Raw genomic sequence first — 9,002 nt, 5'->3', positions numbered from 1 at the left:
AAACGCCCGGTTACATTCCGAACCCGGAAGCTAAGCCTTACAGCGCCGATGGTACTGCAGGGGGGACCCTGTGGGAGAGTAGGACACCGCCGAACAAATATTGAGAAAGCCCCCGTGCCATTCGGTACGGGGGCTTTCTGCGTTCACTGTTGTTTGGGCGGGCTCTCCTTCGGGGGAGCCCGTTTTGCGTTATAGGCGGCCCGCTGCTTTTAGTGCCAGATAGGCGTCAGCCAGTGTAGGAGCGAGCTCGCTCGGTGTTGCGTCGACGACGGTGACGCCGTGCCGGCGGAGTTGCTCAGCTGTGCGATGGCGTTCTGCCTGCGCCCGGGCGGCGGCTGCGGCCTCGTACACAGCGTCCGTGTCGCCGCGGGAGGTGGCCATCCGGGCGATGTGCGGGTCGGCGACCGAAGCCACCAGGACTGTGTGGCGTTGGGTGAGCTGAGGGAGGACGGGGAGGAGGCCTTCCTCGACCGGGGCGGCGTCGAGCGTGGTCATGAGGACGATGAGGGAGCGGCGGGGAGTCGTGCGGAGCGCTGCTGCGGTGAGGCCGCGGGCGTTCGTTTCGACCAGTTCGGGTTCGAGCGTGGCCATGGCGTTGACCAGGGATGGAAGGACGTCGCGTGCGGTCCGGCCCTGGACCAGGGCACGTACTCGGCGGTCGTAGGCGAGGAGGTCGACTCGGTCGCCGGCGCGTGATGCCAGTGCGGCGAGGAGCAGGGCCGCGTCCATGGAGGCGTCCAGGCGGGGGGCGTCGTCGACGCGTCCTGCTGAAGTGCGTCCGGTGTCGAGGACCAGGAGGATGTGGCGGTCCCGTTCGGGGCGCCAGGTGCGGACCGCGACCGTGGAGTGCCGGGCTGTGGCACGCCAGTCGATGGAGCGGGTGTCGTCACCGGGAACGTATTCACGCAGGCTGTCGAATTCTGTTCCCTCGCCGCGGGTCAGGACGCTGGTGCGGCCGTCGAGTTCGCGCAGGCGGGCCAGTTTCGACGGGAGATGCTTGCGGCTGGTGAACGCGGGGAGGACGCGCACGGTCCAGGGGACCTTGTGGGCGCCCTGGCGGGAGAAAAGGCCGAGGGGGCCGTAGGAGCGGATGGTGACGCGGTCGGTGTGGTGGTCGCCGCGGCGGGTGGGGCGTAGGCGGGTGGTGATGCGGCGGCGTTCGCCGGGCGGGATCGTGAGGTGGTGGCGGGAGGCCTCCGTCTCCGTTCCCGGCTGCCAGCTGCTGGGGGGCCAGGCGTCGCGGAGGTGGGCGCGCAGGGGGCGGCGGGACGGGTTGGTGATCGTGAGGGTGATGCCCGCCGGTTCGCCGAGGCGGGCGGTGGTGTCGCCGGAACGGGTCAGGCCCAGGCGGCGTACGGGGGCTGCGAGGGCGAAGTCGCAGGCGCAGGCCACGGCCAGGGGGGCGTTGACCGCGAGGATGCCCGTCCAGCTGGGGTCCCAGATGCCGACGGGGAGGGAGCCGAGGGCCGCGAGGAGCGCGGTTCGTCCGGTGAGTGCCATCAGCGTGGGACGGGGACGTGGGTGAGGATCGCGTTGATGACGGAGTCGGCGGTGACGCCTTCCATCTCGGCCTCGGGGCGGAGCTGTACGCGGTGGCGGAGGGTGGGGAGGGCGAGGGCTTTGACGTCGTCGGGGATGACGTAATCGCGACCGGTCAGCCATGCCCATGCGCGTGCTGTGGCGAGGAGGGCGGTCGCACCTCGCGGGGAGGCGCCCAGGGTGAGGGACGGGGATTCGCGGGTGGCGCGGCAGATGTCGACGACGTAGGCCGTGATCTCGGGAGAGATCGTTGTTTTTGCGACGGCCGCGCGGGCGGCTTCGAGGTCGGCCGGGCCTGCGACGGGGCGTACGCCGGCGGCGTGCAGGTCGCGTGGGTTGAAGCCCTCGGCGTGGCGGGTGAGGACGTCGATCTCCTCCTGGCGGGAGGGGAGAGGGATCGTCAGTTTGAGGAGGAACCGGTCCAGTTGGGCTTCGGGGAGGGGGTAGGTGCCCTCGTACTCGACGGGGTTCTGGGTTGCCGCGACCAGGAACGGGTCGGGGAGGGGGCGCGGGGTGCCGTCGACGGTGACCTGGCGTTCCTCCATGGCTTCGAGGAGGGACGACTGGGTCTTCGGCGGGGTGCGGTTGATTTCGTCGGCGAGGAGGAGGTTGGTGAAGACGGGCCCGGGCTGGAAGGAGAACTCGGCGGTGCGGGTGTCGTAGACGAGGGAGCCGGTGACGTCGCTCGGCATGAGGTCGGGGGTGAACTGGACGCGTTTGGTGTCGAGTTCGAGTGCGGATGCGAGGGCGCGGACGAGCAACGTTTTGGCCACTCCGGGGACTCCTTCGAGGAGAACGTGTCCGCGGCAGAGGAGGGCGACGACGAGACCGGTCACGGCGGGGTCCTGGCCGACCACGGCCTTGGCGATCTCGGCGCGCAGGGCTTCCAGGGAGGCTCGGGCGCGACCCGGGTCCCCGGTGGTCCCGGCGTTGTCAGTGGTCGGGTCCATCATGGACGGCGTACCTCTCTTTCGAGGGCGTTGAGTTGGTCGGCGAGGGCGATCAGGGCCGCGTCGTCGCCGGGGGGTGGGCCGAAGAGGAGGGAGTGCAGGGACTGTCCGTCGCCGTGGAGGTGGGCGGACAGGGCGGGAATGAGTGCCTCGGGCGCGTGCGCCTGGGTGACGGGGACGCCTAGGAGAGGGGCGAGGCGGGTGCGGGTGGCGGAGCGAAGAGCGGCGGCCGCGCGGTCGCGGGCGCCTGCCTTGCGGTAGAGGCGGGCGCGGCCTTCGACGGTTTCGGAGGCGCGGATCGCCACGGGGAGTTTTTCGGGCACGAGGGGGCCGAGTCGGCGTGCCCGCCAGACGGCGGCGAGGGCTGCCGCGACGAAGAGCTGCAGTGTGCCCCAGATCCAGCCGGACGGGAGCAGGTCGAAGAAGCCCTTTTCGTCGTCCGGGTCGGCGGCGGAGGTGTCGGAGAGCGAGGGGAGGTACCAGACCAGATGGGTGCGGGAGCCGAGGAGTTGGAGGGCGAGCGAGGCGTTGCCCTGCTTGTCGAGGCGGTTGTTGTAGAGGATGTCGGGCGCGCCGAGGACGACGGTGTCGCCGTCGCCGGAGGCGTCCGGGATGCGGAGGAGGGTCGCCAGGCGCTCGCTGGGGTAGCACTCGTCGGCGCCGAGGTGGCGGGTGGTGTAGCGGATGCCGCCGGTTTCCGCGGCGCCGGCGCCGCGGGCGGCGGGCAGGGCGCAGTCGGGGGAGAGCGTGGAGCCGCGGCTGGTGGCCGGGTCCGCTGTCACGCCGGGGGCGAGGGTTCCCACGGACCAGCTGCCGGGGGCGACGAGGACGGTGCGGCCGCCGGAGCCGGCGATCGCCGAGTGCAGCTCCTTTTGTTGGCGCTCCGTCAGCAGGTCGGGGGTGGCGACCAGGAGGGTGGTGTCGGGGCCTGCGGCGGTGCGGGCGTCGGCCAGGGCGGCGACCACGCGGGTGGACACGCCGTGGTCGGCGAGGAGTTCGGCGATCGCGCGGCTGCCGTAGAGGTCGGCGGAGCGCGGGTCGAGGGCCCCGCGGCGGGCGTCGGACTGGAGCGCGGCGAGCGTGACGGCCCCCGCCAAGAGCAGCACCAGGGCGAGCGTGAGTCCGCGCGCGCGGGTCCACAGCCGCAGGGCGGTGGGCGAGGCCGAGGTGGCGGGGAGCGGGACCTCGGTCGTCATTCGGCGGCTCCCCGGCGGGCGGGGCGGGCCGCGGAGTGGGTGCTGCTCGCCGCCAGTTGGGGCTTGGTGCGTTCCAGGTCGAGGTCGAGTTCGGCCACCCGCCTGTACGCCTGCTCGGTCGCGCGGCGGCCGCCGTATGTCACGTCGTCGAAGTCGCGGGCGGCGGCCCGCAGTCGGTCGGTGTGGGCGGGCAGGGTGCGGCCGGCCTCGGCGGCGGCTTCGTCGGCCGTGCGGCCGGCGCGGGCGTCGAGGAGGGCGCGTTCCTCCAGGGAGCGGACGATGGCGCGCATGCGTTCCTGGACGGCAATGTTCCAGTGGCCCTGGGCGGCGTGCGCCTCGGCGGCGGCGCGGTGTTCGGCGGCGCTGCGGGGGCGGTCGTCGAACAGGGCGGCGGCGGAGGAGGGTTGGCGGCGCGGGGTGCCCAGGCGCCACCACAGGGCGGCCACGACGGCCACGACGGCGAGGACGACGACCAGGACGCCGAGCGTGCCGCCGGGGGTGGCGGTCGAAGCGGTGTCGAACAGGTCGCCGATCCAGTCCCACAAGGTGTCGAGGGCGCGTTGGAGCAGGCTGGGGTCGTTCTGGTGGTACAGGTCCTTGGACAGCTCGCGGCGGGCCGCCTCCCGCGCGGGGTCCCGTGGGATGGTCACCGGCGGTTCGTCGCCCGAGCGGGCCGTTGACAGCACGGTGGCGTCGCCGGCCGCCCGCAGCAGGGCTTGCACGGCCCGGTCGGCAGCGCGGGAGAGGGCCGCCGCGGGTGCGTCGGTGATGCCGGGCAGCGCCCGGACGGGCAAGCTGCCCGGGGGCGGTACCGCTGTGAGAACTCCCCCCGCCGGGATCACCGCATCAGCTCCCCGGGGTGGTGCCGGGAGCGGGGGAGCCGTGGCCCTGGAGGCCTGCGGCGCGGGCCAGGTCGAGGTCGAGGGCCTCGCGGCGGATGCGCTGGTCGATGTAGAGCAGCACGATGACGCCTGCCGCGATCGGGAATGTGATCATGGAGCCGATGACCGAGCCGATGCCGCTGACGATCAGGTAGGTCCAGCCGTAGTCGCTGCTCGCCTCGACCATGCCGCCGACGCCGCCGTCGCTCAGCGCGGCGCCGAGGAGGGCGAAGGGGACGACGACGATCATCGCGACGATGTTCGCGATGATCAGGGCGAGCAGCTGGATGCCGAAGACGCGCCACCAGGAGCCGCGGGTGAGCTTCGCGGAACGGGCGAGCGCCTTCTTGATGCCCTGCTTCTCCAGCATCAGCGCGGGCGAGGCGAGGGAGAGCCGGATCAGCAGCCACAGCACGAGGACGATCGAGCCGAGGATGCCGAAGGCCATGAGCGCGTCACCTGCGTCGGAGTTTCCGGCGGCGCCCACGAGGATGCCCGGCAGCAGGCATGCGAGGACGACGCCGGCGGTGATGAGCATCAGCAGGAAGATCAGCCCGAACAGCCGGGGCACCTGGGGGCGGGCGTCGCGCCAGGCCTCCTTGAGAGTGACGGGTTTGCCGAGCACGGCGCGGCTGGTGACGGCGGTGAGCAGGGCGGTCGCCGTGATGGTGCCGAGGAGCGTGATGAGGAGGACGGGGCCGGAGGCGCGCATGGCGTCGCCCATGGCGTTGAGCTGCTCGTCGACGGTGGCGGCCGGGTCGCCGAGGGCGGTCGTGTCCGTGGAGCCGTCGAGGATCAGGCCCTGCAGCAGGACGACGAAGATCTCGGTGACGATCGCTACGGTCAGAGAGATGCCCAGGACCGTGCGCCAGTAGGTGCGCATGGTGGCGACGGCGCCGTCGAGGATCTCGCCCACGCCGAGCGGGCGCAGCGGGATCACGCCGGGCTTCGCGGCGGGCGGCGGGCCGCCCCAGCCGGCGCCCCAGCCCCCGGGAGGGCCGTAGCCGCCGTAGCCGTGTCCGCCGGGGCCTGTGGGGCCGCCGGGGTGTCTGCCTGCCGGTCCGGCGGGCGGGTGGGCGCCCCAGCCCGGGCCGGGCGGCGGGGGCGGCGGCGGTGGCGGGGTCTGGCCGGGGTTCTGGGGGCCTGCGGGCGCCGACCACTGGCCGGGCGGCGGCTGTTCCTTGGACCACTTCGTGCCGGGGCTCTGCGGGTTCGCGTCCGGCTGGTCCGCGGGCGGCTGCCCGGCGGGCCGGTCGGACGGCTCGGCGGGGTGGGACGCGCCGGGCTCCTGTCCGTCGGACGGGGCGGATCCGGGCGAGGCCCAGCCCGGAGTGTCTTTCATCGTCGCTCCTTCACGGTGCCCGTCCGCGGTCGCGGCGGCAGGTTGGGAGCCATCGTGCCATGGGGTGCCGACCGGGGGACCGGCCGCGGTATGGGCCGCACATCTTCAATGGTCCGCCGGATAGTGGGCAGACTGACCGCATGGCTGATCAGTACGCGCAATCCGGCGAGGGCAAGCGGCCGACCGAGGCACCGGCGCTTCGTTGGGAGGAGCCGCCAGAAGGTCCCGTATTGGTTCTCCTCGACCAGACGAGACTGCCGACCGAGGAAGTCGAACTGGTGTGTACGGACGCGTCCGCGCTGGTGGAGGCGATCGGCTCGCTGGCCGTGCGGGGAGCGCCGCTGCTCGGGATCGCCGGGGCGTACGGTGTCGCGCTCGCCGCCGCGCGCGGCTTCGACGTGGACGAGGCCGCGAACGCGCTGGCGGGGGCCCGGCCCACCGCGGTGAACCTGTCCGTCGGCGTGCGCCGCGCCCGGTCCGCGTACCAGGCGGAACTCGCCCGCAGCGGCGACCCGAGACAGGGGGCGCTGGCGGCGCTGGCGGCCGCGCGGCAGCTGCACCGGGAGGACGCCGAGGCCAGCGCCCGGATGGCCGGGCACGGGCTGGCGCTCCTCGACGAGTTGCTGCCCGGCGGCGGACACCGTGTCCTCACGCACTGCAACACCGGCTCGCTGGTGTCGGGCGGGGAGGGGACCGCGTTCGCCGTGGCGCTCGCCGCGCACCGGGCGGGGCGGCTTCGCCGGCTGTGGGTGGACGAGACGCGTCCGCTGCTGCAGGGCGCACGTCTCACGGCGTACGAGGCCGCGCGCAACGGCATGGCGTACACCCTGCTGACGGACAACGCGGCGGGTTCGCTCTTCGCGGCGGGCGAGGTGGACGCGGTGCTGATCGGGGCGGACCGGATCGCGGCCGACGGGTCGGTGGCGAACAAGGTGGGGAGTTATCCGCTCGCGGTGCTCGCGCGCTACCACCATGTGCCGTTCATCGTGGTGGCGCCGGTGACGACGGTGGATCCGGAGACGCCGGACGGGGCCTCGATCGAGGTGGAACAGCGTCCCGGGTTCGAGGTGACGGAGGTCACGGCGCCCCAGGCGCCGGTGACGGGAGCGGGAGGAGGGATCCCGGTGGCCCCCTTGGGGACGCAGGCGTACAACCCGGCGTTCGACGTGACGCCGCCGGAGCTGGTGACGGCGATCGTCACGGAGGAGGGCGCGATATCGCCGGTGACGGCCGATGCCCTTGCCGAGCTGTACGGCAGGGCGCGCCAGGGCGGAGACCGGCTCTGACCGGAACGGCCGACCGCCGCCGGTGTCACGAGCGTGCGGGTTGGTTGGCGATCAGGAGGGTCGTGCCGGCGGGGCGGAAGCCGAGACGGGCGTAGATGCGGGCGACGGTCTCCTTCGCGTAGGCGAGGAAGATCGTGTCGACGCCGTGGTCGCGGGCGTGGGCGGTCAGGGCCGCTGTCACGGCGGCGGCCAGTCCCTGGCGGCGGGCTGAGGGCAGGGCGCAGACGCCGCCGATCTCCGTGGCGCCGGTCGCCGGGTGGTAGTGGCCGGTGGCGAGCGGAGTGCCGTCCGGGGCGAGGGCGGCGACGAGCGTCTTGTGTCCGGCGCGGATCGTGGGACGGGCCGTGGCCACGGTGCCGTCCTCCGTCAGCTCCTCGGCCAGCCTCGACAGCTCCGCACGGTCCGCGGGGCGCGCCGGGTCCGCTGGGTCCGATGGGCCCGTGGTGGGGATGGGCTTTGTGGCGAAGGCCAGGCGGGGCAGGGCGAGGGCCGCGGGGAGGGCGGGATCGTCGGCAGCCAGCGCGCGTAGTGCCACGCCGTTCGGAAGGGGCTGTGGCGGGAGTGAGCGACGGGGAGGGAGAACCATCAGCGGGCGGCGCAGTACGGGGAGGCCGGCGGCCTCGATACGGGCCTGCAGCGTCGGCGCCGACTCGGCCAGCCATTCGAAGGCCTCCGGCACACCGAGCTCACGCTGGCGGGCCCGCACCCGGGCGATGTCGGCGGAGTCGACGCAGTCCGCGCCCTCCGCGGTCGGCTGGGCGTGGCTCGGACCGCCGTAGTACGGGGCGCCCGGCGCCTTGCGCACGAACAGTCGCAGCGGGCCGAAGTCCTCGGCGTCGGCGAAGAGGAGGGGCACGGCGGCGTAGTACCGCTCGATGCGGTCGCGCAACGGGTCGCTCATCCGCGCATCCCACCACCGGAGACCGCCGCCCCGCACCGAGATTTTCGCCGGTGTCACCACCGGTGCCACCACGGGCATCGCTACCCACAGCGGTGCCGGCAACAGTCGCCGACATCGGCTACGGAGGACGGGGGCAGACAGTGACGGTCGCGTACGACTATCGTCACGGGCCAGTGACCCTGCTCACCAGCGCCTCTGTCACTGTTACGAGAATGGGATGATGTCGTTTATGAAGGGACGAGTCCTTGTCGTCGACGACGACACCGCACTGGCCGAGATGCTCGGCATCGTGTTGCGTGGTGAAGGTTTTGAGCCGTCTTTCGTAGCTGACGGCGACAAGGCGCTGGCTGCTTTCCGGGAGGCGAAACCCGATCTGGTGCTGCTGGACCTGATGCTGCCCGGCCGGGACGGCATCGAGGTGTGCCGCCTGATCAGGGCGGAGTCCGGGGTGCCGATCGTGATGCTCACGGCGAAGAGCGACACCGTCGACGTCGTCGTCGGCCTGGAGTCCGGCGCCGACGACTACATCGTGAAGCCGTTCAAGCCGAAGGAGCTGGTCGCCCGGATCCGGGCTCGGCTGCGGAGGTCGGAGGAGCCGGCGCCCGAGCAGCTCGCCATAGGCGACCTCGTCATCGACGTGGCCGGCCACTCCGTGAAGCGGGACGGGCAGTCGATCGCGCTGACGCCGCTGGAGTTCGACCTGCTGGTCGCGCTCGCGCGCAAACCCTGGCAGGTGTTCACCCGCGAGGTGCTCCTGGAACAGGTGTGGGGCTACCGGCACGCCGCCGACACCCGCCTGGTCAACGTGCACGTCCAGCGACTGCGCTCCAAGGTCGAGAAGGACCCCGAGCGGCCCGAGATCGTGGTGACCGTCCGTGGCGTCGGATACAAGGCAGGACCCAGCTGA

Annotated in this window: 8 protein-coding genes and 1 rRNA gene; 3 read left to right on the top strand and 6 right to left on the bottom strand. The window is 72.8% G+C overall.

The window, feature by feature from the left end:
• Positions 1 to 95, top strand: a 5S ribosomal RNA gene (rrf, locus tag ACIBAF_RS22840); the annotation flags it as partial.
• Between the two features lie 94 nt (positions 96 to 189).
• Here rrf and ACIBAF_RS22835 read toward each other — a convergent pair.
• From ACIBAF_RS22835 to ACIBAF_RS22815, 5 genes are all read right to left on the bottom strand, one after another.
• Entirely contained in the window at positions 190 to 1,500 is a 1,311-nt protein-coding gene (locus tag ACIBAF_RS22835; protein ID WP_399465208.1) for a DUF58 domain-containing protein, read from the bottom strand.
• Positions 1,500 to 2,489: an AAA family ATPase gene (locus ACIBAF_RS22830; RefSeq protein WP_399465228.1), complete on the bottom strand. Its 990-nt coding sequence runs from the start codon at positions 2,487 to 2,489 to the stop codon at positions 1,500 to 1,502. The genes ACIBAF_RS22835 and ACIBAF_RS22830 overlap by 1 nt, the downstream gene beginning before the upstream one ends.
• On the bottom strand, positions 2,489 to 3,685 hold the full coding sequence (locus ACIBAF_RS22825; protein ID WP_399465206.1) for a DUF4350 domain-containing protein: 1,197 nt from the start codon (positions 3,683 to 3,685) through the stop codon (positions 2,489 to 2,491). Before ACIBAF_RS22825 ends, ACIBAF_RS22830 begins: the two co-directional genes overlap by 1 nt.
• On the bottom strand, positions 3,682 to 4,464 hold the full coding sequence (locus ACIBAF_RS22820; protein ID WP_399465226.1) for a DUF4129 domain-containing protein: 783 nt from the start codon (positions 4,462 to 4,464) through the stop codon (positions 3,682 to 3,684). The genes ACIBAF_RS22825 and ACIBAF_RS22820 overlap by 4 nt, the downstream gene beginning before the upstream one ends.
• A gap of 67 nt (positions 4,465 to 4,531) precedes the next feature.
• The gene (locus ACIBAF_RS22815) at positions 4,532 to 5,908 is read right to left on the bottom strand and encodes a glycerophosphoryl diester phosphodiesterase membrane domain-containing protein (RefSeq protein ID WP_399465204.1); all 1,377 of its coding nucleotides are present in this window, start codon (positions 5,906 to 5,908) and stop codon (positions 4,532 to 4,534) included.
• 140 nt (positions 5,909 to 6,048) lie between these two features.
• On the opposite strand from ACIBAF_RS22815, the gene mtnA reads away from it, so the two are divergent.
• Positions 6,049 to 7,194 (top strand): S-methyl-5-thioribose-1-phosphate isomerase, encoded by a 1,146-nt coding sequence (gene mtnA, locus ACIBAF_RS22810; protein ID WP_399465202.1) that lies wholly within the window; start codon positions 6,049 to 6,051, stop codon positions 7,192 to 7,194.
• A 25-nt stretch (positions 7,195 to 7,219) separates the two neighbouring features.
• On the opposite strand, the gene ACIBAF_RS22805 is transcribed toward mtnA, so the two are convergent.
• Positions 7,220 to 8,095: a GNAT family N-acetyltransferase gene (locus ACIBAF_RS22805; protein ID WP_399465200.1), complete on the bottom strand. Its 876-nt coding sequence runs from the start codon at positions 8,093 to 8,095 to the stop codon at positions 7,220 to 7,222.
• 217 nt (positions 8,096 to 8,312) lie between these two features.
• Between ACIBAF_RS22805 and mtrA the strand changes: the two genes are divergently transcribed.
• Positions 8,313 to 9,002: a two-component system response regulator MtrA gene (gene mtrA / locus ACIBAF_RS22800; RefSeq protein WP_187283109.1), complete on the top strand. Its 690-nt coding sequence runs from the start codon at positions 8,313 to 8,315 to the stop codon at positions 9,000 to 9,002.

The sequence above is a fragment of the Streptomyces sp. NPDC051677 genome (genome assembly GCF_044453465.1).
Classification (GTDB): Bacteria; Actinomycetota; Actinomycetes; order Streptomycetales; family Streptomycetaceae; genus Streptomyces.
Note: the sequence above shows the minus strand (reverse complement) of the source record. Positions and strands in the feature narration are given on the sequence as shown.